Consider the following 20,937-nt stretch of genomic DNA (forward strand, 5'->3'; position numbering starts at 1 on the left):
CATCATGGGGACGGACCGACGTGGCGGACGGCGATTTCGGTAGGATTCAGATCGAACCGGCGGGGCAGGGGGCGGCGGCGAATTACCTCGTCGCCGGCACGCCGGCCTACAAGCGGGCGAGCCGCATCCTCTTCGTGGCCGGTTTCTCCACCTTCGCCGCGCTCTACTGCGTGCAGCCGCTGATGCCGGAATTCACGCGGGAGTTCGGCGTCACGCCGGCGCAGTCCAGCCTCGCGCTGTCGGTGTCCACCGGTGTTCTGGCCTTCGCCCTTCTGATCGCCGGGGCGGTGTCCGACCGGTTCGGGCGCAAGGCGATCATGGCGCTTTCCCTGCTCGCCTCCGGCACGCTGGGCATCAGCGGGGCGATGGCGCCGGACTGGATGTCGCTGCTGCTGGTGCGGGCGCTGGAAGGGATGGCGCTCAGCGGTCTTCCCGCCGTCGCCATGGCCTACGTGTCGGAGGAGGTGGACCCGCGCTCCGCCGGGGTCACCATGGGCCTGTACATCGGCGGAACGGCGCTCGGCGGCATGTCGGGGCGGGCGCTGACGGCGCTGGTTGCCGACGTCGCGTCCTGGCGCATGGCGATGGGGGTGATCGGCACGCTGGGAATCGCCGCCGCATTGGCGGTGTGGTTCGCGCTTCCCGCATCGCGCCATTTCCAGCGGCGGCCGGCGGGCATGCGGGAATTGGCCGAGGCGTGGCGTGGACACCTAATGGACCGCGGGCTGCTCGCCCTGTTTGCCATGGGGTTCCTGTCCATGGGGGCCTTCGTCACCGTCTTCAACTACATCGGCTTCCGCCTGCTGGCACCGCCCTTCGACCTGCGCCCGGCGGCGGTCGGCGCCGTTTTCACAGTCTATCTCTGCGGGGTGGTCAGCTCGCCGCTGTTCGGCGGGCTGGCGATGCGGCTGGGACGGGGCAGGGTGCTGGCTGCAGCGGCGGCGATGATGGCGGCCGGTCTGGCGCTGATGACGCCGGACAGCCTGTGGACCATGGCTCCGGGAATTGCCCTGTTCACCTTCGCCTTCTTTGGGGTCCACACCGTCGCCTCCGGCTGGATCGGGCAACGGGCGCCGGTCAACCGTGGGCAGGCGTCGGCGATCTATCTGTTCTGCTACTACATGGGCTCCACCATCGCCGGGACGCTGGGCGGTGTCTTCTGGCACGGGTTCGGCTGGGCCGGAGTCGGCGGATTCGTTGGGCTTCTTCTGGGGGTTGGGCTGATCGTGTCGCTGGGGCTGGCGATCCGCCGCTGATTCGTTCATTGCGCGCATACTGAAGTATGATTTCAACCGTTTCGGTTGCGCCGGGCGCCGCTTCGTCTCATTCTGGGTGCACCTGCACAACGAGGCGACCATGGCCCGTTTGTCCGTCTACAGCGACACCGATCCCAACGTTGCGGAACTCTCGTCCGCCGACCCGGCGCTGGTCACCGCCCATCTGGCGCTGGCCGGGGTGCTGTTCGAGCGCTGGCCGGCACCCCAGGCCATTCCCGACTCCGCCGACGCCCAGGCGGTGCTGGACGCCTACGCCGGGCCGGTGCTGGCCCTGAAGGAGGCGCGCGGCTTCCAGTCCGCCGACGTGGTACGGATGCCGCGCGGCCAGCCGGACGCGGCGGCCCGCCGCGCCGCCTTCCTTGCGGAGCACACCCATGACGAGGACGAGGCCCGGTTCTTCGTGCAGGGGAGCGGCGCTTTTTACCTGCACATGGACGAGAAGGTGTTCCGCGTCGTGTGCGGGGCCGGCGACCTGCTGAGCATACCGGCGCGGACGAAGCATTGGTTCGACATGGGGCCGGACCCGGAATTCATCGCCATCCGCTTCTTCACGCGCCCGGACGGCTGGGTGGCCTCCTTCACCGGCGACGTGATCGCCGACCGTTTTCCGAAGTTCGAACCGGAAGCCGGTGCCGTTCCATGACCCGCCCGCCATGACCCGCCTGCCGCCGTTACCTTTCGCCGCAGCCGGTTGCGGGCAAAAAGCGACGCTGTTACAAGGCCTTCGGTATCGGCACCCAATCGCTGGCGGCGCGTCACCCGCTTCGGAGGCTCCATGACCACGGATGGCCACACCGTCCCGCGCACGGGCAACGGCTTCATCGACGCGGCCCACAGCTCGCTGATGGACCAAGTCGACGCCATCCGCCGCGCGTGCGCGGACGGTGCTTCCCGCGATTCCATGGTTCCCCGTTTCAGCCGATTCGCGGACGAGATGCGCACGCATTTCGACCATGAGGAGGTCATCATCCGCGCCGTCGGATTTACCCGGTGGGAGGAGCACGCCAGCCATCACGCGATGCTGGACCAGCAGTTCGGCCGTCTCATCGACTATGTGCGCGAATGCGATGTCACGTCGGACTTCCTGTGCACGGTGGCGGGCACTCTGGACGCTGCTCTGTGCGGGCACGAGATCAGGCACGACGGGGATTACACAGCGCTGGTGCGCGACGCCTCCCTGGCACCGGAAGGGCGGAGCCTGATCGCCTGGAACAGCGCTTTCGAGGTCGGGGTGGGGCCGCTCGACGCGCAGCACCGCCAACTCGCCGAGCTTATGAACGAGTTGGACGCGATGAGCCGCCAAGGGGCGCCGACCGGCGAACTGCTGGATCTTCTGGGGCTGCTCCACGACCATGTGCACGCCCATTTCGCCATGGAGGAAGGTGTGCTGCGCCGTGTGGCGCCCAGCCGTTTCGTGGCCCACCGCAACCATCATCGGCTGCTGGAGGGGCAGTTCGCCCGCATCCGCCAGCAGGTGGAGGGCGGTCGTCTGGACCCCGGCGTGGCGGTGCGGGGATTCCTGCGCTTCTGGTTCATGGACCATGTGCTCGGCTCCGACCGTCCGACCTTCGTCGAGGCGGCGGACGCGGCGCCCCGCTGATCGCTGCCATCGTTCCGACCCCGGGCCGATCCCGACCTGTCATCAAAAAATCACTTGAATCGCCGGGGAAAAAGCGTAATTCATCGGGGACGACGCACTCGCACGTGCCAATGGCCCTCTGTGGTTATGCAACGACGTACCGCGTCCTTTTTGGCAGAACCGGTCATCAGTGGGCCGGTCCCGAGAGGGAGGTAGGCATGTTGGCTCTCCACGGCAGGGCTCTCAGACGGTAGCCCATAGCCGGACATCGACGCTTTGAACCTGCGGAGCTGTTAGCCCGCTCGTGAGCGTTTGACCCGGCTTTTCTCCGTCGCCTTTCACCACAACCCGAATTTTGGTCCGCGGCTTTGAAGGCCGCGCCGGATTCCCGTCTGTTCGCTGGACCGCCCCGCGCCGGGTGGCCCAGGGTAAGGAGTGCGCCATGGGCTTCATCCGTTCCCGTTTCGCCGTCGCCCCGCTGCGCCGCGGCGTTTCCATCTCCGCCCCGTCCTTCGGCGCTTCGCCGGTGTCGGACCGCCGCACCTCCGTCCATCAGGCGGTGGCGATGGCCCGGCCCGAGGAGCCGATGCACTGCATCCGTCCGGGTGTCCTGGCTGACATCGCGTCCAGCTTCGTGGCCGCCTTCGACGCCGCCGTGTCGGGGGACGTGCTCTACGCCGTGAAGTGCAACCCGGAGCCGGCGGTGCTGCGCGCCCTGTGGGCCGGCGGCGTGCGTCACTTTGACGTGGCTTCGCCGGGTGAGATCCGCCTGATCCGCCAGATGTTCCCGGACGCGGTGCTGCACTACATGCACCCGGTGAAGGGGCGCGAGGCGATCCGCACCGCCTATCAGCAGTATGGCGTGCGCGACTTCGTGCTCGACAGCATGGAGGAGCTTCAGAAGATCCTGGAGGAGACGGGCGACGCCCAGGATCTCGGCCTCGTCGTGCGTCTGGCCCTGCCGAAGGGCAACGCGGTCTACGACCTGTCCGGCAAGTTCGGCGCCCCGGCAATGGAGGCGGTCGAGCTGCTCCAGGCCGTGCGCATGGTGGCCCCGAAGGTCGGCGTGTCCTTCCATGTCGGCTCGCAGATGCTCGACCCGTCCGCCTACGAGCGGGCGCTGGAGCTGGCCGGCCGCATCATCGCGGAGTCGGGCGTGGTGATCGACGTTCTGGACGTGGGTGGTGGCTTCCCCGTCTCCTATCCGGGCGTCACCCCGCCGCCGCTCGGCGACTTCATGGAGGCCATCGCCCGCGGCGTGGCGAAGCTCGACCTGCCGGCCCACTGCCGCGTCTGGTGCGAGCCGGGCCGCGCGCTGGTCGCGCCGGGCGTGTCGCTGGTCGTGCAGGTGGTCAAGCGCCGCGGCAACGAGCTGTTCATCAACGACGGCGTCTACGGCGCCCTGTCGGACGCCGGGGTTCCCGGCTTCCGCTTCCCGGCCCGCATGATCCGCCCCTTCGCGCCGATGGGCGACGAGCCGGTGGAGGCCTTCGCCTTCTACGGCCCGACCTGCGACAGCGCGGACCGCATGAACGGCCCGTTCCACCTGCCGGCGGACATCCGCGCCGGCGACTGGATCGAGCTGGGCCAGCTGGGGGCCTACGGCTCCTGCCTGCGCACCGCCTTCAACGGGTTCGACCAGGCCCGCGTGGTCGAGGTTTCGGACGCGCCGCTGCTGGAAACGCCCGGCTACGTCCTCAAGAGCTGCGTGGCATAAGTCCCGCATCGCGGGAAAGCTGTGGATATCCCTAAAAAATCACCGTAAACCATCGTTGGTCCGCCACCCTCCGCCTTTGCAAGAGGCGCGAGGGTGACGGGCTGTATTTCTGTCACGCCAACCACGGGGGACCGTCTTAGATGACCCTGGACACCAAGCACATCACATTCACCGGCCGCATGGTCATTGTCGGCTTCGGATCGATTGGCCAGGGAGTGTTGCCCCTGATTTTGCGCCACATCGGAATCACGAAGGACCAGATCACCATCGTCACCGCCGAGGAACGCGGTCATGCCGAGGCGGATGAGCTTGGCGTCAAATTCATCAACCTGCCGCTGACGAGGGAGAACCACGTCCAAGTGCTGGAGCCCATGCTGGGCAAGGGCGATTTCCTGGTCAACCTGTCGGTGGACGTGTCGTCCGTCGCCCTGTTCGAGTTCTGCCACAAGGTCGGCGCGCTCTACATCGACACCTGCGTCGAGCCGTGGGCCGGCGGTTACACCGACCCGTCCCTGCCGCCGTCGCTGCGCACGAACTACGCCCTGCGGGAGACCGCGCTGTCGCACCGCGCCGCCTATGAGGGCGGGCCGACGGCCGTCCTGACTCACGGCGCGAACCCCGGCCTCGTCTCGCATTTCGTGAAGCAGGCGCTGCTCAACGTCGCCGCCGACACCGGCGAATCGACGGAGGTCCCGAAGGACCGCGCCGGCTGGGGCGCTCTGGCCGCCAAGCTGGGCGTCAAGGTGATCCACATCGCCGAGCGCGACACCCAGGTCTCCAACGAGCCGAAGAAGGTGGGCGAGTTCGTCAACACCTGGTCCATCGACGGCTTCGTCGGCGAGGGTTGCCAGCCCACCGAACTCGGCTGGGGCAGCCATGAGAAGCATTTCCCGGCCGATGGCCGCCGCCACGAGTTCGGCTGCGACGCCGCCATCTATCTGATGCGGCCCGGCGCCTCCACCCGCGTGCGCACCTGGACCCCGCTGGAGGGGCCGTTCCACGGCTTCCTCATCACCCACAGCGAGGCGATCTCCATCGCCGACTACTACACCCAGCGCGACGGCAACCATGTCACCTACCGCCCGACCGTGCATTACGCCTATCACCCCTGCGACGACGCGGTGAAGTCGGTGCATGAGCTGGCCGGCAAGAACTGGTACATGCAGCCGAGCCAGCGCCTGATGATGCACGAGATCGTCAGCGGCACCGACGAGCTGGGCGTGCTGCTGATGGGCCACAAGAAGGGCATCTACTGGTTCGGTTCCCGCCTGGGCATCGACGAGGCGCGCGCCCTGGTGCCCTACAACAACGCGACCTCCCTGCAGGTCACGGTGGCGGTTCTGGCCGGCATCGTCTGGGCGCTGGAGAATCCCAACCGCGGCATCGTCGAGCCGGACGAGATCGACTTCCAGCGCATCCTGGAGATCGCCAAGCCCTATCTCGGCGAACTGGTCGGCGCCTATGGCGACTGGACTCCGCTGCAGGACCGCGAGCGCCTGTTCCCCGAGGATGTCGACCACGACGATCCCTGGCAGTTCAAGAACTTCCGGGTCGCCTGAGGCCGGGTCGCCTGAGGCCGGGTCGCCTGAGGCCGGGTCGTTTGAACAGGAAAGGGGCTCTTCGGAGCCCCTTTTCCTTTGGTGCGGTCAGAGCGTCAGCGCCAGCAGCAGTGCGCCGGCCACCAGGGCGATGCAGGCGCGCCGATAGAGGTGAAGGGCGTTGGTGATGTCCTGCGCGGTGGCGGCGGTGCGGCCCGGCCCCATCCAGGCGTCCTCGATCCGAACCTCGCCATAGACCCGTGGCCCGCCGAGCCGAAGGTCGAGCGCCCCGGCCATCGCCGCCTCCGGCCAGCCGGCGTTGGGTGAGCGGTGGCGGTGGGCGTCGCGCCGCACCGAACGCCAGGATTCGGCGGCGTCGGCCCCCTCGCTGAAGCGGGCGGCGACCCAGATCAGCAGCGCCGACAGGCGGGAGCCGGGCAGGTTGACCAGATCGTCCAGCCGCGCCGCCGCCCAGCCGAACGCCTCGTGCCGGGGGGTGCGGTGGCCGATCATGCTGTCCGCTGTGTTGATCGCCTTGTAGAGCGCGATTCCCGGCAGCCCGCCGACCAGCAGCCAGAAGGCCGGCGCCACCACCCCGTCCGAGAAGTTCTCAGACAGGCTTTCGATGGCGGCGCGGCTCACCCCATGCTCGTCCAGGCTCGCCGGGTTGCGGCCGACGATGCGCGACACCGCCTTGCGCGCCGCTTCCAGCCCACCGTCGCGGAAGGCGGCGGTGACCGCGGCGACATGGTCGTGCAGGCTGCGCTGCGCCAGCAGGGTGGAGGCCAGCGCCGCTTCGATGAGGCCGCCGAGCGGCAGGTGCCGGCACAATCCGGCCACCGCCGACGCTGCGCCGCCCACCACCAGCAGCAGGACGAGCAGAGCCAGCACCCCCGCCGCCTTGCGGACGGCGAAGGAGTCGCGCTCCCGGTTGAGCGCGCGGTCAAGCTGGGCGATAAGCGCCCCGATCCACACCACCGGGTGACGGATTTGGGCGTAGAGTGCGTCCGGATAGCCGGCGGCGGCCTCGATGAGGAGAGCGGCGGCGAGCACGGACGGATGAAGCTCCACGGGATCGAATCCTCTGGGGGAAAGGAAGGGGCGGGATGATGGCGGAATCGGCGGCGGGGTCCAAGAGGATCGTCCATGGGAAAATCGTCCATGAGAGGATCGCTCAGGGTGAGATCATCCACGGCGGCGACCTCGACGCGGCGCGGGCGGCCTTTCCCGGGGCGCCGGAACCTTGGGTGGACCTGTCCACCGGCATCAACCCCTGGCCTTACCCGCTGCCGCCCATCCCAGCCGAGGCTTGGGCGCGCCTGCCGGGCCGCTCCGCCGAAACCGCGCTGAGGGAGGCCGCGGCGGCCTGTTACGGCGCGCCGTCGCCGGACCGCGTCGCCGCCGCGGGCGGTTCCCAAGTGTTGATCCAGACACTGCCGCGGTTGCGACCTCCGGGGACGGTCACCGTTCTGGGGCCGACCTACGCGGAGCACGCCGCGGGCTGGGCCAAGGCCGGGCATCGCGTGGCCGAAGTGGAATCGCTGGAGGGATGCGCCGCCGACGTGGTGGTGGTCGTGAACCCGAACAACCCGGACGGCCGCATCGTCCCGCCCGAAACGTTGCTGGCGCTGGCCGATCGGCAGGCGGCGCGGGGCGGTTGGCTGGTGGTGGACGAGGCCTTCGCCGAGGTCGCCCCGGACTGCAGCGTGGCCGCCGAGGCCGGGCGCGCCGGGCTGGTCATCCTGCGCTCCTTCGGGAAGTTCTTCGGGCTGGCCGGGGTGCGGCTCGGCTTCCTGCTCGGCGGGCCGGCCCTGGTCCGGGATGTGCGTGCCGCCGTGGGACCTTGGGCGGTGTCGGGTCCGGCGTTGGCGGTCGCCACGGCGGCGCTGTCGGATTCGGCGTGGATCGCCGCTACCCGGCGCCGTCTGGCCTACGCGGCGGCCCGCTTCGACGCCCGGTTGGTGGAAGCCGGGGTGCGCGTCGCCGGAGGCACGTCACTCTTTCGTCTCATAGACGATCCACAGTCTGCCGGGCTTTACAATGAGTTGGGCCGGGCTGGGGTGCTGGTGCGCCGGTTCGACTATCGGCAGGGGTGGCTGAGGCTGGGCCTGCCGGTGGACGAGGCGGCGGAAGACCGCGTGAAAACTGCGTGCGGAATGTTCAGAAACCGATAGATTTTGCGCTCAGGATAGGCGATCACCACCATAGCGCGACAAGATGGCACACAGGGGCAAAAACGCGCATCGGCTAACGTACTCCTTGTTTGCCCTATCGTGGCGCAAGAATCTTCCATGACGCTGTGGGGGCCATGCTGGATTCGGTTGGTTCAATGAGTTCTTCTGGGGATGCGGAGGAAACCCGTGTGGCGCTGTGGCGTGTGTTCGACACGCTGCCGACGGGGGTCTGCGTCACCACGGACGCAGGAACCATCCTCTACGCCAACCCGGCCCTGCACGGTCTGCTGCGCTACCCTCTCGGTGGCCTGACCGGTCTCGACCTCGCGGCGCTGGAACCCGACGATGCCAATCTTCCGGCGTTGCCGGACGCGCCGGGGGAACGGCGATTGCGCTGCCAGGATGGCGGAGCCGTCTGGGTGGCTGAGTCGGTCGGTCCAACCACAGGCCCGCTGGGCGAGCGGCAGTCGCTGCGCGTCTACACCGACGTCAGCCACCACCGGCAGGCGCAAGCGGCGTTGCGTGACCAACTCCTGATGAAGGAGGTGCTGTTCGAGACGCTGCCGGTTCCCGTTTTCGTGAAGAACGCGGCCGGCGAGTACACGGACTGCAACGACGCCTTCGAACGCTACACCGGCCTGGAGCGCGGCAGCATCGTCGCCAAGACCGCCTTCGCCGTGATGGACCCGCGCATCGCCAAGGCGCACGCCGACCAGGATCGCGAGCTGACCGTCAATTGGGGCCAGCGCAGCTACGAGGAGGCGGTTCCCTTCGTCGGCGGCACCACCCGCCTGTCCAGCCTGACCAAGGCCGTCTTCTGCGACAGCACCGGAAACCTGGGCGGCATCGTCGGCGTGATCCACGACCTGACCGAGGGGCTGCCCAGCGAGGAGCGGCTTCAGGCGATCCTGGAGCAGAGCCCGATCGGCGTGTCGGTGTCGCGCCGCGACGACGGCAAGATCATCTTCGTCAACACCCGCTTCGCCGAACTGATCGGTCTGAAGCGCGAGGATCTGATCGGCCGGCAGGCCCGCGACTATTACCTGGACCGGCACCAGCGAGAGCGGGTCATCGACCGTCTGCGCTCCTACGGGTCGGTGACCAACATGGAGGTGCAGTTCCGTCGAGCCGACGGGTCGTCCTTCTGGACGCTGTTCACGGTCAATCAAGCGGTGATCCAGGGCGTTCAGGTGAACCTCGCCTGGATCTACGACTACACCGACCGCCGGAACATGGAGGAGGCGCTGCGGGACATGGCGTCCCGCGATCCTCTGACGGGGATCTACAACCGGCGTTCCTTCATGGAGCTGGCGCGCTCGCAACTGGCCCGCGCCCACCGCTTCAGCGAGCCGATGTCGGTCTTCGTTCTGGACGTGGACCATTTCAAGCGCATCAACGACAGCTACGGCCACGCCACCGGCGATGACGCCCTGCGCATGGTGGCCGGCGGTTGTCAGGCCATCCTGCGCGAATACGACATTCTCGGCCGGCTCGGCGGCGAAGAGTTCGTGGTGGTCCTGCCCGGCGCCACCGCAGAGGAATCCCGCGTGGTGGCGGAACGGGTGCGCCGCCATCTGTCCCGCATGGCCATTCCCGGGCCGGAAGGCCGTTTCCATCTCACCAGCAGCATCGGCATCGCGGCATTGGACGGTTCCTACGACACTCTGGAAAAGGCGATCCACCGGGCCGACCTCGCCCTATACCGGGCCAAGCGCGAGGGCCGGAATCGTGTCGTGGTCTACGAACCGGGCATGTGATCCACCACCTCCGGGAGAGCATCGATCCAATCCGCTTCGTGACTTGTGCTGTGTTTTCCCTTCGGACTCCGTGTCGTTCGCCCAGATTCAACCCTTTTTGCGCGTGACGCATGTGGTACAATTTGCCGCAGCCGAACGCCGCTCGTTTTTAAAGCCATCCAATTATTACGTACGCTATGAGTCGAGGGCAGAAGATATTACCAACGGTTGGGTTGGTGACCTGTTTGTCGGGTGATTGCGTTCACCGGCGTTTGAAAGGCGGACGGTCATGGCGGTCGGCACGGGCGGCACACACGGTACCCTGACCGGGCGGGAGCGGACCTTTCACCGCGATGAGATCATCGTCTCGAAGACGGATCTCAAGGGGCGCATCACCTACGCCAACGACGTGTTCCTGCGCATCAGTGGCTACAGCGAAGCGGAGCTGCTGGGGCAACCGCACAACATCGTCCGCCATTCCGACATGCCGCGCTGCGTCTACAAGCTGCTGTGGACCCGCATCGAATCCGGAAGCGAAATCTTCGCCTATGTGATCAACCGGGCGAAGGACGGCGACCATTATTGGGTGTTCGCCCATGTCACGCCGGTGTTCGGCAATCCGGACAGCGGAAACGGGCGGACCATCACCGGTTACCATTCGAGCCGGCGGGTGCCGGCGCGTTCCGCGGTGGACGCGGCGGCGGGCCTCTACGCCGCGCTGCGGGCGGAAGAGGCGCGGCACGCCGACCGGAACGCGGCCATGGCGGCCTCCGGTGCCATGCTGGAAAAACTCCTGCGCGACAAGGGCACGAGCTATGACGAGTTTGTCTTCAGTCTCTAAATCGCTCGCCGCCACCGCTTTGGCCGCCCTGCTGTCGGGGGCACAGGCGGTGTATGGTCTCGCCGCCGGCGACGCCGCCGCCCTGCTGGGCCTGCTGGCGGTTCTTCCCTGTCTTGCCGCTATCCGCTGGCTGGTGCTCACCAACCGGACCATCCGGAAGGCCAGCACGGTCATCGCCGCGGCCGAGAAGGGTGACCTTCAGCCACGCATCCTGAACATCCACGGCGCCAGCCCGATCGCGGACATGCTGCGGACCATCAACCGCCTGCTCGACCGCGTCGAATCCTTCGGCAAGGAGGCCAACGCCGCCATGCAGCACGCGGCGGAGGGGCAATACTACCGGCGCATCGTGATGACCGGCATGGTCGGTGAATTCGGCGCCTACGCCCGCCAGATCAACGACGGGCTGGCGGCCATGGACGGCAAGAGCCGCGAGTTCGTCGAGAGCGCGACCCGCATCGGCGCCAACATCAAGGAGGTGGCGCAGAGCCTGTCGGCCAGCGCCGCCCAGCTCGAAGCGTCCTCCACCGCCATGACGGCGACCGCCGCCACGGCCAGCGAGCAGTCCTTCTCCGCGGCCTCCGCGGCCGAGCAGGTGTCCTCGAATGTGGACGGAGTGGCCGCGGCGACCGGCGAGGTGTCGGGAGCCATCGGCGAGGTGGCCCAGGGCGTGTCCCGCACCGCCGATCTCGCCCGCAGTTCGGTGGAGAAGGTGCGGGAAGCCGACGCCACCATCCGCTCCCTGCTGGCCGCCTCCGATCAGATCGGCGCTGTGGTGCAACTCATCAACGACATCGCCAGCCAGACCAACCTGCTGGCCCTCAACGCCACGATCGAGGCGGCGCGGGCCGGGGAGGCCGGCAAGGGATTCGCCGTGGTCGCGACGGAGGTGAAGAACCTCGCCAACCAGACCGCCAAGGCGACGGAGGACATCACCGCGCAGATCACCCAGGTCCAGTCGGTGACCCGCGACACGGCGGCGGTGATCCAGCATGTCGGCGGCATGATCCATGACATCGACGAGATCGCCGTGGGCATCGCCGGTGCCGCCGAACAGCAGAGCGCGGCCATCGACGAGATCAGCCGCTCCATCCGCGAGGCGTCGGCCGGCGTGCGCACCGTTGCCGACGCGGTGACCAGCGTGTCGTCCGGCGCGCAGGACGCCAGCGCCGCCGCCAGCCAGGTCCTGTCCTCCGCCGGCGAACTGGCGCGCCGCGCCGTGACCTTGAACGGCGACATCGACAATTTCGTCGCGCGCGTTTGCGGCGGGCAGCGTTGAGGATCGGCGGTGGGCGCCCCGACGCTGCGTGAGGGTGGTTCCGGGCGTGTCTATTTGTCCGCGGACGCGTCCATCGGCAGCTCTGTCATCTCCAGCCCGGCCCGCACATCGTCCGGCGGTGTGCAGGCCCGCTCAGCGTCCTTGAGTGCGGCGTCCAAAGCCTGGATGCGATCCCTGCCGATGCCGGCGGCATCCCCGCGGCGGGCCGCGGCGACCAGTCCGCCGGCCAGCGCGGAGGCCTGAGCGAAACCGACATTCCCCGCGGAACCCTTGAGGATATGGGCCTCGCGTTCCACGGCCCGGAAATCGCCGTCCTGGGCACCCCGCCTCAGCCGGTCGAGATGGCCCGGCGCTTCGCGAAGGAACGTGTCCATCAACAGGCCGAATCCTTCGTCGCCAAGCGCGTCGCGCAAGTCCTGGCGTTTGGCGTGGTCGATGCGCGGCGGCGGGATCTCGGTCTCCGGCGACGGATTCCGGGGGGTGGGTCCGCTTCCTCGCGGAAGGCCGCTCCATCGCGCGACGGTAAGCAGGAGTTGGTCCGCCACAATGGGCTTGGGCAGGTAATCATCCATCCCTGCAGCCAGGCAGATGGCTTGGTCGCCTTCCATAACGTTGGCAGTCATGGCGACGATGGGAACACGGGCGGCAATTCCACCCATCCGGCGGATCGCCCGGGTCGCCGCCAGACCGTCCATCTCCGGCATCTGCACGTCCATCAGGACGAGGTCGTAGGGCAGGGCGGCGACGGCGTTGACCGCCTCCAGACCGTTCGACACGGAATCGACCGCGTGGCCGGCCCGGCGCAGCAAGGCCAACGTGACCTGAAGGTTTACCGGATTGTCCTCCGCCACCAGGATGCGGCGGCGGGCCGAGCCGGTCGATGGGGCGCCGGGTGGTGTCGGTACGGCCAAAGGCCCGCCCGAGCGTGGGGGCGGTGGCGGTGAGACGTCCGGCTTGCCGGCGGGGCCCGCATCCGGCTGCGCAGCCCTGGGGACCCGCGTGGCGAACAGACGCGACACCGCGGTGCGCAACGCCGTGGACCGGATGGGCTTGACGATCCGCACGTCGACGACGGCGGCTTCCTCCTCCGTCTCGCCCATGCGATGGGAGGTGGCCAGCGCCAGAGGCAGCTCGGCCAGCGCCGGTACGGCGCGGATGCGAGCGGCCAACTCCGGACCGGTCAGGCCCGGCATGCAATGATCGAGAATGGCGGCGTCGAACGACCGGCCCGTCGCGTGCGCCCTCAGAAGCCGGTGAAGGGCGTCCTCTCCCGTTGCAGCGGACTCGGTCTCCAGGCCCATGGCGGCGAGCTGACGGGCAAGCAGGTCGCGGTTCACCGCCAGATCATCCACCAGAAGAATGCGCCGCCCGGCCCAGACGCCCGGCGCTTGCGGCGCCGATGCGGCGTCAGTCGGAGTGCCGCGCCACAACGGAATGACGACCCAGAAGACGCTGCCCTCGCCGGGCATGCTGTGAACGCCGATCCGCCCGCCCATCAGTTCCGCGAGCCGCTTGCAGATGGCGAGACCGAGACCCGTTCCACCGTGGCGCCGGGCCGACGACCCGTCCACCTGACTGAACATCGTGAAGAGACGCTTGTGGTCCGCCGCAGCGATGCCGATTCCGGTGTCCCTCACCTCGAAACGAATGGTCACCGGGGTCTCTTGCGGGGCCGGGATCACAGAATCACCCGGTTCCGCTCGGTCATCGGCTCCGGCGGCGGTGTCATCCTGTTCCACCGACAGCACGATGGTCACGCTGCCCTGGTCGGTGAACTTGATCGCGTTGCCGGCAAGGTTGATGAGGATCTGGCGCAGGCGTCCAGGATCGCCGCGCAAAGGTCCGTACAAGGCCGGCGGGACGTAGCAAGCCAGTTCCAGGCCCTTGGCGGTGGCGCGCGGAGCCAGCAGTTCCACCACGCTTTCCACCAGCGGCACGGCTTCGAAGTCAGACACCTCCAAGGTGAGGCGCCCGGCATCGATCTTGGAGAAGTCCAGGATGTCGTTGATGATGGTCAACAGCGATTCCGCGGAGTCGCGAATGGTGTCGGCGTAGCCGCGCTGCTCCTCGTCCAGGTGGGTTTCCTGGAGAAGCCCGGCCATGCCGATCACTCCGTTCATGGGCGTTCGGATCTCGTGGCTCATGGTCGCCAGGAATTCCATCTTGCTGCGCTGCCCGGCCTCGGCCTTCTCCTTGGCCTCGGTCAGAGCCCGCTCGACCCGCTTGCGCTCCGACATGTCGCGGAAGAAGGCGGCGAAGAGGATGCCATGCTGCGTCTGCACTTCGGCCAGCGACAGGTCGAGGGGGAACACTTCGCCATCCATCCGCAGCCCGTTCACCTCCCGCGTGTAATTCGGGCCGATCCGGTGGGCACCGGCGGCGATGGCCTCCATGACGCGGTTGTGGGTCGGGTGGTGCTGCGGCTCCATCAACTCCTGCACATGACGCCCGATCAGGTTACCGGGCGGGTAGCCGAAGATGCGGTGGGCCGCGGTATTCGCGGTCTCGATCACGCCATCCGACCGCGCCGTCAGGATGCCCTCGACGGCGGTTTCCAGAAGCGCGTTGAAACGGGCGTTGCCGTCTTCGAGCTGGGCGTCCTTGCGGCGCAGCAGGGTCAGCGCGGTGGCGAACAGCAGGATGACCAGGCTGGCGCCCAGCGCGATCCCGGCAATCTCCATCTGGTTGGTCCACCAACCCGCCAGCTCCTCGTCCTCGCTGCGGCTGATCGCCAGAACCAACGGCCAGAGCGGCGTGGCGCGGTAGGCGGTGATGCGCTTCTGACCGTCCCGGCCGGTTTCGTGGAACACGCCGCCTTCCGACATGGGAAGATGGACGCGGAACAGCTCCGCCCCGGCCATCGGCGTGCCGATGCCGTCCGTTCCGTCCTGGGGAAGCTGGGTCAGAAGCAATCCGTCCCGACGGTAGAGCGACGCCGTGCCGTGCAGCCCGTTTCGCACCGCACGGAAAATGCTTTGCAGATATTCAGGATTGACCGAGGCGACGGCGACGCCGAGAAGCGTCCCATCCGCTCCACGGATTGCCCGGCTCATCGGCAGGACCCACTTGCCGGACCGGTCATCCGCAGCGCCAGCCGGCGCCAGAAACCGTCCGCGCACCGGGGCGCCGATGTAAAGACCCTGGCTTTGCCCGGAAAGTTGGGTGCGAAACAGATCCATCTCCGCGAAGGAGGAGCCGAGCAGACGGGGATCTTCCGTGGTCGCCACCAGAACGCCCCGGCGGTCGAACACGGACAGGCCGCGGAGGTGCGGCGACCGGCGCAGCCGTTCCTGGAGCAGCTGGGGCGATGACCCTTCCCAGCCTTCCATGGGGTGGCCGTGCAGCAGATTGCCGATGCTGACCGCCTCACCCACCGAGGCCAGCGTCACGTCCACCGCCTGGACTGTTCGGCTGACCGAAGCCTCCAGCGCACTCGCCAAATCATCGATGTTTTCCGCCGCATTCTTCAACGCCAGGGCGCGGTCGGCATGGACGTCGTAGGCGACCTCGAACACAAGGGCCATCACCGACAAGAAGGCCAACGCGAGAAGGGCGCCCCGATGCTGGAACAGGGCAAGCTTGGCCATCACGCGTGGCTCCGTGCGGTGTGCTGATGTCCTGCGAATCTTAACAGCGGGCAGGCGATTCGCAAGCATGCGCTGTGCTTCACGAGGGCGCAGTGCTATCCTGTCGCGGATATTGGGGATGGTTCGGGGGTCCGAGGTCGTGCGGCGTCTTTCCATCGCACTGACGGCGTTGGCGCTTCACGCGGCACTCCAGTCGGTGTTCCTGGTGTCCGGAGCGGCGCCGGTCCGGGCGGAAGGCCGGCTTGACCGGGTGCAGCGCACCGGGCTGCTGCGCGTGTGCATCTGGCCGGACTATTACGCCATTTCCTTCCGCAGTTCATACAGCGGGGAACTCCAGGGCCTCGACATCGACATGGCGCGGGCCTTCGCCCACGATCTGGGCGCACGGGTGAGCTTCGTGGAAAGCAGCTTTCCGAATTTCGTCGCCGATCTGCTGAGCGACCGATGCGACATCGGCATGTTCGGCATCGGGGTCACGGCGGCCCGTGCCGAAATGGTCGCCTTCAGCCAGCCCTACCTGCGCAGCGGCATCTACGCCGTATCCTCCCAGACGCACCCGCGCATCCTGCGGTGGGACGATCTGGACCAGGATGGCATGGTGGTGGCGGTTCAGAAGGGCACCGTCATGGACGACTACGCCAGCCTCGCCTTCCGCAAAGCCAGCGTCCGCATCGTCTCCGGCCCGCTGGAGCGGGAGGAGGAGGTCCAGTCGGGACGCGCCGACGCCTTTCTCACCGATTACCCCTATGGCCAGCGGATGCTTGCCTTTCACCAGTGGGCGCACCTGATCGCACCGGAAAATCCGGTCCAGACCACGCCCTACGCCTACGCCGTGGCGCCGGGGGACCCGCTGTGGCTGGACCGGGTCAATCGGTTCGTCGCTGCGGTCAAGCGCGACGGGCGGCTTGAGAGCGCCGCCGCCCGATTCCGCCTCACCCCCATCGTGGCGCGGGACTGACCGTCAGATCTCGACCTGCGTGCCGAGTTCGACCACGCGGCCTGGCGGGATGCAGAAGAATTCCGTCGCCGACAGGGCCGTCTTCGACAGAAGGATGAAGGCCGGCTCGCGCCAACCCGGCAGGCCGGTCGACCGCGACGGGATCAGCGTCTCGCGGCCCAGGAAGAACGACGTCTCCATCATGTCCAGATGCAGACCGAAGCGGCGGCACCGCTCCAGTGCCCGGGGAATGTGCGGCTGCTCCAGATAGCCGAAACGCAGGACCACGCGAAAGAAGCCCTTGCCCAGTTTCTCCACCAGGACGGCGCGGTCCGGGGAGACGCGTGGCACCTCCTCAATGATCACGGTCATGACGACGACCCGCTCGTGCAACACCCGGTTGTGCTTGATGTTGTGCAGAAGGGCGTGGGGGACGACGTCGGGGTTGCCGGTCATGAAGACGGCCGTCCCGGCGACGCGTTGCGGCGACTGCGGCGTGACGCGCTGCAGGAACAGGTCCATCGGCAGGGCGTCGGCGTAGAGCCGCTCGGCCAGGATGCGGCGGCCCCGGCGCCATGTCGTCATCAGCGTGTAGACCGCCGCCGCGATCAGCAGCGGGAACCAGCCGCCGTCCGGCACCTTCAGCAGGGTCGCCCCGAACAGCGCTAGGTCGATCACCAACAGGATGGAGAAGGCCGCGACGACCAGCAGGGGATTCCAGCGCCACAGCCGCCATGCCACGACCGCGGCCAGGATGGTGTCGATGGCCATGGCTCCCGTCACCGATACGCCGTAGGCGGCGGCCAGATTGCTGCTGGACCCGAAGCCGATCACCAGGATCACCACGCCGACCAGGAGCAGCCAGTTGTTGCGCGGGATGTAGACCTGGCCGACCTCGTGTTCGGACGTGTGGCGGATCTCGCGCCTCGGCAGGTAGCCGAGCTGCACGGCCTGCCGGGTCAGCGAGAAGGCGCCGGAGATCACCGCTTGGCTGGCGATGACCGTTGCCGCCGTGGACAGCAGGACCAGAGGCAGCTGCGCCCAGTCCGGCGCCAGATGGAAGAAAGGGTTCTCCAGCGTCTCCGGCTCGTGCAGCAGCATGGCGCCCTGCCCGAAGTAGTTCAGCAGCAGCGCCGGCAGGACGAGGTAGAGCCAAGCGATGCGGATCGGCGCCCGCCCGAAATGGCCCATGTCGGCGTAGAGCGCCTCGGCTCCGGTGACCGCCAGGACCACGGCGCCCAGCGTCAGGAAGGCCACCCAGCCGTGGTCGACGAACAGCACCGCCCCATACAGCGGGTTGAAGGCGCGCAGAACGTCCGGCCAGTGCAGCACCTGCATCAGGCCCAGCACCGCCAGCGTGGCGAACCACACCCCCATGATCGGGCCGAAGAAGATGCCGACCCGGCCGGTGCCCTGCCGTTGGAACAGGAACAGCAGGGTGAGGACCGCCAGCGTGATCGGGACGATGTAGGGGGACAGGGACGGGGTGACGACCTTCAGCCCTTCCACCGCGCTCAGCACCGAGATGGCCGGGGTGATCAGGCTGTCGCCGTAGAACAGGGCCATGCCCAGAATCGCCAGCGCCATGATGGCGCGGTTGCCTGCCCTGGAGCTGAGCCCGCGGTGGGCCAGCGTGCCCAGGGCCAGGACGCCGCCCTCGCCCTTGTTGTCCGCCCGCATGACGAGCAGGACGTATTTCAGCGTCACGACGATGATGAGCGCCCAGGTCGCCAGCGACAGGATGCCGAGGATGGTCGGCTCGTCGAGCGGCAGGCCGGTGTGGGTGAAGGACTCCCGCATGGTGTAGAGCGGGCTGGTCCCGATGTCGCCGTAGACCACGCCCAGCGCCCCCAGGACGAGGGCAGGCATGCGGTTGGCTTGAGGGGGGTGGCCCGGCGGAGTGGAAATGGGAGCGGGGTTGGCGGCCGGAGCGGCGCCGTTCGGTCCGTCGCCGGTTTGCTGGTTGGCGCTGTCCATGATGGTCCGTTCGTTCGGATCGCGGTCCGGTGTCGGGGGTCCCTCCTTGCGGGCGGAACGCTTCGGCCGCGAACCTTCTCCTTACATCAACCGCTCACCACAAGACCATATGGTTCCGGCGGTGCGGGGCCGCCAGCCACAACGTTGAAGCCGACGGTCTTCTTCGCGTCCGGCGTCACGGGTCGATGCAGGGGCAGCGCACGGTCGATGCACGGTCGTGCCGCCGAACAGAACAAATATGGGACGCGCCGCTTGTTGTTCATGATTTGTTCTGATACGGTTTCCTCATCGAAGCCTTGGCCGCGCGTCAACACCGCCCGGCGCAGCGGCGGCAACCGATGAAGGAGGACGTCCATGTCGATCCTGGTTTTCCTGCGTGAATTCGCCGGACTGACGGCCCTGTTCGGCACCCTGTTCATCTGGACTCTGCTGGGCCACGCCGCCGGCTTTTGAGGCACCGCACCCTCCCGAAAGGAGTCGCCATAAGGGTTGGACCTCCTCCGGATAATAATCCGAAATCCCAGGCAACCGTTGGCGATGCATCGCTTACATCCGGAATGCGTTCACCGCAGCCGCCGGGCATCTCCAGCCAAGCCGGGGCCAGCCGGAGCGGGGCGGGCGACGCGACGATCAGGCCACCGGCCAAGGCCGGCTGGTGACGACAACGCGGAATTCTGGGATCGGGACGGATGCGAAACTTCTTTCGGAAGCGGCGGGCGACCGCCGATGCGGATGACCGGATGTCCATGGGCGGCGGCATCACGGGTGGTGGAGCGGCCGGACCGGGCGCCACCCCGGGCAATGCGGCTCATGGCCACCCGCCGATGCAATCCCAGAGCCCGCTCGCGGGCCGTCCGGCGCCGCATCTGCGGCCAGTCGGTGGCCCCGAGGGCGGTGGTCTCGGCGGCGGCGGTCTTGGTGGCGGTTTGGGCGAGACGATGCGCGGCCCGTCCGGGTTGCGTCACGACCCGCTGAGCAGCCCGCTTGGTGGCGGGCTTGGCGGTGGATTGGGCGCCCAGCGCGGCCAGGCCTCCGCCGACACGGAGCTGCCGCGCTTCACGATGACCGTGAACGGCGGGCTGCGCGGACCGGGAGCGGTCGGTGCGCCGGCCATGCTGAAGGGGCTCACCCCCGAACTGAACGGTCTGCTGCGCGAGGCCTTCACGCCGACGCGGCCCAAGCAGCAGCTGAACTCGCTGTTCATCGGCCGGACCGACACGTTGAAGCGCATCATCTCCGCCATCGAGGAGGAGCGGGCGCACGTCATCCTGTTCGGCGACCGGGGCCGCGGCAAGACCTCCGTCGCCAATGCCATCGAGAAGATCGCCGGGCAGGCCGGCTACCTCTCGCTGAAGCTGACCTGCAGCGCGGAGCTGAGCTTCGAGGACATCTTCCGTCATTTCCTGAAGAAGATCCCCTCCACCTACTACCGGTCGGGGATCGACAACCCCTTCGCCTCGCGCCGCAGCTTCACCAGCTTCAACGAGCTGCTGCCCGAGGGCGGGTTCAGCGTGACGGAGCTGAACGAGGTGCTGGCCGGCATCCACGCCACCCATGTGCTGCTGATCCTTGACGAGTATGACCGCGTTACCGACGAGGATTTCCGCAACAAGCTGGCCGAGCTGTTCAAGAACCTGACCGACAGCTCGATCCCGGTGACGCTTCTGGTGGTCGGCGTGGCGGAGAATCTGGACCAGCTCCTGGGCAAGCATCCATCGATCCAGCGCTCGCTGGTGCCGGTGCATCTGCCGTTGATGACCGATGTGGAGATCGGGCGCCTCATCAACGCGGGGGCGGAAAACGCCGGAATCGCCTTCGCGCCGGAAGCCGTGGACCGCGTCTGCGAATTCGTCCGCGGTCTGCCCTATTACGCCCAGCTTCTCGGCCTGCACGCCGCCCGCAGTGCGGTCAGCCGCGGTTCGACGGTGGTGGAGCGGGACGACCTCGCCTATGCCGTCACCCGCTGCCTCCAGGAGGCGGAGCGCGGGATCGTCGACTCCTACGCCCGGGCGCTGGCCGCCGAACGCCGCGCCGAGCTGGAGGATGTTCTGTTGGCCTGCGCGCTGTGCCCCGCGGACGCCTATGGAACCTTTGATCCGAAGGAACTGGCCGGACCGGGTGGTGCCCCGCCGACCAAGGAGGCGCTCGGCATTCTGGAGCGGCTCTGCCGCGAGGAGTATGGCGGCGTCCTGGCTCCGGTGGTCGAGCCGGGCTGGACCCGCTACCGCTTCCGCAATCAGATGATGCGCCAATACGTGCTGATGCGGCAGGCCCACGAGCGCGGCCAGATCTGAC

General features: G+C 67.9%; 15 protein-coding genes. 11 read left to right on the forward strand and 4 right to left on the reverse strand.

What is annotated here, in order from left to right:
- Positions 1 to 20 precede the first annotated feature (20 nt).
- The 5 genes from H1Q64_RS10910 to H1Q64_RS10930 all read left to right on the forward strand — a co-directional run bounded on the left by H1Q64_RS10910 (position 21) and on the right by H1Q64_RS10930 (position 6,132).
- Positions 21 to 1,256, forward strand: a complete 1,236-nt coding sequence (locus H1Q64_RS10910) for an MFS transporter (protein ID WP_237903509.1) — start codon at positions 21 to 23, stop codon at positions 1,254 to 1,256.
- Positions 1,257 to 1,356: 100 nt separating this feature from the next.
- A complete protein-coding gene (locus tag H1Q64_RS10915) occupies positions 1,357 to 1,920 on the forward strand; it encodes a 1,2-dihydroxy-3-keto-5-methylthiopentene dioxygenase (RefSeq protein WP_237903510.1) in 564 nt (187 codons plus the stop codon).
- A gap of 132 nt (positions 1,921 to 2,052) precedes the next feature.
- Complete coding sequence (locus H1Q64_RS10920; RefSeq protein WP_237903511.1) at positions 2,053 to 2,877, forward strand: hemerythrin domain-containing protein; 825 nt, start codon at positions 2,053 to 2,055, stop codon at positions 2,875 to 2,877.
- Positions 2,878 to 3,298: 421 nt separating this feature from the next.
- Positions 3,299 to 4,573, forward strand: coding sequence for a type III PLP-dependent enzyme (locus H1Q64_RS10925; RefSeq protein ID WP_237903512.1), 1,275 nt, complete (start codon positions 3,299 to 3,301; stop codon positions 4,571 to 4,573).
- Between the two features lie 140 nt (positions 4,574 to 4,713).
- Positions 4,714 to 6,132 (forward strand): homospermidine synthase, encoded by a 1,419-nt coding sequence (locus H1Q64_RS10930; protein ID WP_237903513.1) that lies wholly within the window; start codon positions 4,714 to 4,716, stop codon positions 6,130 to 6,132.
- A gap of 87 nt (positions 6,133 to 6,219) precedes the next feature.
- Here the strand turns inward: H1Q64_RS10930 and cbiB are convergent, their stop codons facing one another.
- Entirely contained in the window at positions 6,220 to 7,182 is a 963-nt protein-coding gene (cbiB, locus tag H1Q64_RS10935; RefSeq protein ID WP_237903514.1) for an adenosylcobinamide-phosphate synthase CbiB, read from the reverse strand.
- Between the two features lie 35 nt (positions 7,183 to 7,217).
- Between cbiB and cobD the strand changes: the two genes are divergently transcribed.
- From cobD to H1Q64_RS10955, 4 genes are all read left to right on the forward strand, one after another.
- The gene (cobD, locus tag H1Q64_RS10940; RefSeq protein WP_237903515.1) at positions 7,218 to 8,285 is read left to right on the forward strand and encodes a threonine-phosphate decarboxylase CobD; all 1,068 of its coding nucleotides are present in this window, start codon (positions 7,218 to 7,220) and stop codon (positions 8,283 to 8,285) included.
- Positions 8,286 to 8,440: 155 nt separating this feature from the next.
- Positions 8,441 to 10,042 carry a diguanylate cyclase gene (locus tag H1Q64_RS10945; RefSeq protein WP_237903516.1) on the forward strand — a complete coding sequence of 534 codons (1,602 nt, stop codon included), beginning with the start codon at positions 8,441 to 8,443 and terminating at the stop codon, positions 10,040 to 10,042.
- Positions 10,043 to 10,310: 268 nt separating this feature from the next.
- Complete coding sequence (locus H1Q64_RS10950) at positions 10,311 to 10,862, forward strand: PAS domain-containing protein (protein ID WP_237903517.1); 552 nt, start codon at positions 10,311 to 10,313, stop codon at positions 10,860 to 10,862.
- Positions 10,837 to 12,141, forward strand: a complete 1,305-nt coding sequence (locus H1Q64_RS10955) for a methyl-accepting chemotaxis protein (RefSeq protein WP_237903518.1) — start codon at positions 10,837 to 10,839, stop codon at positions 12,139 to 12,141. The genes H1Q64_RS10950 and H1Q64_RS10955 overlap by 26 nt, the downstream gene beginning before the upstream one ends.
- 50 nt (positions 12,142 to 12,191) lie before the next feature.
- Here H1Q64_RS10955 and H1Q64_RS10960 read toward each other — a convergent pair whose 3' ends face one another.
- A complete protein-coding gene (locus tag H1Q64_RS10960; protein WP_237903519.1) occupies positions 12,192 to 15,728 on the reverse strand; it encodes a response regulator in 3,537 nt (1,178 codons plus the stop codon).
- A gap of 118 nt (positions 15,729 to 15,846) precedes the next feature.
- On the opposite strand from H1Q64_RS10960, the gene H1Q64_RS10965 reads away from it, so the two are divergent.
- On the forward strand, positions 15,847 to 16,686 hold the full coding sequence (locus H1Q64_RS10965; protein ID WP_237903520.1) for an ABC transporter substrate-binding protein: 840 nt from the start codon (positions 15,847 to 15,849) through the stop codon (positions 16,684 to 16,686).
- 3 nt (positions 16,687 to 16,689) lie between these two features.
- Here the strand turns inward: H1Q64_RS10965 and H1Q64_RS10970 are convergent, their stop codons facing one another.
- Both H1Q64_RS10970 and H1Q64_RS10975 read right to left on the reverse strand, forming a co-directional pair.
- Positions 16,690 to 18,642, reverse strand: a complete 1,953-nt coding sequence (locus H1Q64_RS10970) for a potassium transporter Kup (RefSeq protein ID WP_237903521.1) — start codon at positions 18,640 to 18,642, stop codon at positions 16,690 to 16,692.
- 86 nt (positions 18,643 to 18,728) lie between these two features.
- Positions 18,729 to 18,998 carry a hypothetical protein gene (locus tag H1Q64_RS10975; protein ID WP_237903522.1) on the reverse strand — a complete coding sequence of 90 codons (270 nt, stop codon included), beginning with the start codon at positions 18,996 to 18,998 and terminating at the stop codon, positions 18,729 to 18,731.
- A gap of 333 nt (positions 18,999 to 19,331) precedes the next feature.
- Here H1Q64_RS10975 and H1Q64_RS10980 point away from each other — a divergent pair, with 333 nt between their 5' ends.
- On the forward strand, positions 19,332 to 20,936 hold the full coding sequence (locus H1Q64_RS10980) for an ATP-binding protein (RefSeq protein WP_237903523.1): 1,605 nt from the start codon (positions 19,332 to 19,334) through the stop codon (positions 20,934 to 20,936).
- The last annotated feature ends 1 nt before the right edge of the window (position 20,937 follow it).

This window comes from Azospirillum brasilense (genome assembly GCF_022023855.1).
Taxonomy (GTDB): domain Bacteria; phylum Pseudomonadota; class Alphaproteobacteria; order Azospirillales; family Azospirillaceae; genus Azospirillum; species Azospirillum brasilense_F.

Bases quoted from the DNA above. Each gene is read 5' to 3' on its own strand.
- H1Q64_RS10950 (WP_237903517.1), top strand. From the start codon at position 10,311: ATGGCGGTCGGCACGGGCGGCACACACGGTACCCTGACCGGGCGGGAG.
- H1Q64_RS10920 (WP_237903511.1), top strand. From the start codon at position 2,053: ATGACCACGGATGGCCACACCGTCCCGCGCACGGGCAACGGCTTCATC.
- H1Q64_RS10955 (WP_237903518.1), top strand. From the start codon at position 10,837: ATGACGAGTTTGTCTTCAGTCTCTAAATCGCTCGCCGCCACCGCTTTG.
- H1Q64_RS10970 (WP_237903521.1), bottom strand. From the start codon at position 18,642: ATGGACAGCGCCAACCAGCAAACCGGCGACGGACCGAACGGCGCCGCT.
- H1Q64_RS10965 (WP_237903520.1), top strand. From the start codon at position 15,847: ATGGTTCGGGGGTCCGAGGTCGTGCGGCGTCTTTCCATCGCACTGACG.
- H1Q64_RS10930 (WP_237903513.1), top strand. From the start codon at position 4,714: ATGACCCTGGACACCAAGCACATCACATTCACCGGCCGCATGGTCATT.
- H1Q64_RS10925 (WP_237903512.1), top strand. From the start codon at position 3,299: ATGGGCTTCATCCGTTCCCGTTTCGCCGTCGCCCCGCTGCGCCGCGGC.
- H1Q64_RS10945 (WP_237903516.1), top strand. From the start codon at position 8,441: ATGAGTTCTTCTGGGGATGCGGAGGAAACCCGTGTGGCGCTGTGGCGT.
- cobD (WP_237903515.1), top strand. From the start codon at position 7,218: ATGATGGCGGAATCGGCGGCGGGGTCCAAGAGGATCGTCCATGGGAAA.
- H1Q64_RS10975 (WP_237903522.1), bottom strand. From the start codon at position 18,998: ATGGACGTCCTCCTTCATCGGTTGCCGCCGCTGCGCCGGGCGGTGTTG.
- H1Q64_RS10960 (WP_237903519.1), bottom strand. From the start codon at position 15,728: ATGGCCAAGCTTGCCCTGTTCCAGCATCGGGGCGCCCTTCTCGCGTTG.
- H1Q64_RS10980 (WP_237903523.1), top strand. From the start codon at position 19,332: ATGCGAAACTTCTTTCGGAAGCGGCGGGCGACCGCCGATGCGGATGAC.
- H1Q64_RS10915 (WP_237903510.1), top strand. From the start codon at position 1,357: ATGGCCCGTTTGTCCGTCTACAGCGACACCGATCCCAACGTTGCGGAA.